This is a genomic window from Lysinibacillus telephonicus (assembly GCF_003966145.1).
In the GTDB taxonomy this organism is placed as follows: domain Bacteria; phylum Bacillota; class Bacilli; order Bacillales_A; family Planococcaceae; genus Ureibacillus; species Ureibacillus telephonicus.
Genome location: NZ_RXNR01000149.1, coordinates 1 through 1406, shown reverse-complemented (window position 1 = coordinate 1406; position 1406 = coordinate 1). Strand labels below are relative to the sequence as shown.

General features: G+C 36.8%; 1 protein-coding gene. It reads right to left on the bottom strand.

Features of this window, described 5'->3' with window-relative positions; translation table 11 throughout:
• Positions 1 to 150: 150 nt before the first annotated feature.
• A complete protein-coding gene (locus EKG35_RS20640) occupies positions 151 to 1266 on the bottom strand; it encodes an IS4 family transposase (RefSeq protein ID WP_126296411.1) in 1116 nt (371 codons plus the stop codon).
• Positions 1267 to 1406: the final 140 nt, after the last annotated feature.

The following is a 1406-nucleotide window of genomic DNA, read 5'->3' as shown; positions in this document are numbered from 1 at the left end:
TCACTAGTGTTGCATAAATAGTGTCATAATTTTCAGTTTACTCACCTTCCCTGTTTAGAGGCAAAAAAGTAAATACCCAATCAAAGGTGTCCCCATCCATTTGGAAATTTATTTACAATTAGACTTTTGCAACGACGACAATTTGCATATTTAAGGGATGGCTTTTCCTTCAATCTTTCGAAGCCAAACATTCGCTGGTTTCCACAATGCAGCCCTTAGATAACGGCTAATCTGTAAGGTTTTTCGCTTGCTTCTGGTCTCGATTTGTACGAGAACATGTAGGCAAAAAACAATTAGTGCGATAAATACTTGATTTTGAATCGCCCATTCGCTTTGACCGTAGAACTTTTTGATGCTGAGATGTTGTTTGATCCATTTAAAAAACAGCTCAATTGCCCACCGTGATTTATACATTTCTGAAATTTCTTCGGCGCTTAAATCAAAACGATTTGTAATTAAATGAAGTTCATTTCCTTTTGAGTCAATCACTTTTAGAAGCCGAAAGTAATTTTCAGCACGGTTTTGAGTCGTACCTATCAACACCATTTGGTCTGATAAAACAGCTGTATCCTTGGGTAGCTTAAAATCGTAAACGTTCCGTATGACTGCATTTTTGCGTAGCCGTGAAAGAAAGAAGTAGCCATCATCAGTCATGCGATCAAAGCGCTCGTAGTCTAGATAACCACGGTCAAACACATACATGCATTCCTTGTCATCCACCATGATTTCAAGCTGACCACGGTCATGTTCTTTTGCCGTTGTCATAACGGCCTTTTCAGGATAGGATATACCCTTTTCCATAAACACAAGGCGCAAATGTAACTTTACACCTGCTTTTGTTTTGCGGAATTTAGCCCATTTATGATTGGTCAAATTAAGTGGCAATGTGCTTGAATCAATGATTTTTAACGGCATCACGAGTTTCGTGTAATGCGTTTTGGCATGAATTTGTGACACTAAATCAAGGAAAAGCCTTTGAAATAGATCAGGGTTTATGCCGTTTAACCGCCGTGACAACTGAGAAATACTAATAGAATCAAGGTCTATCCCTTTTTGAAGCTGGTCATCGAAAAGACAATCACCCAGCGCATGCAGACTTTCAATTTCTTGTAGCTGCGCAAAAAGTAGTAATTTTAGAAATGACTCTGTCGTTAATTTTTTCGTATAGTAATCTAATTTCATCGTTTTCACGTTTTCTTCAAATAATTGAAGATTTATAGGTGAAAACCATTGTCCAAATGAAGTTTTTCGTGTAATCTTGTCCATGTGATGGTCCTTTTTTAGTGGATTTGGACGGGTTACCACCTGACTAATCCATTATAAAGGACTTTTTCTTTGCATAAAATAATAATATTGAACATTTTGAGTATTTTTAATAGTGAATTTAAATTAATGCAACACTAGTG

Coding starts and splice junctions, on each gene's coding strand:
- EKG35_RS20640 (WP_126296411.1), bottom strand. CDS start 1,266: ATGGACAAGATTACACGAAAAACTTCATTTGGACAATGGTTTTCACCT.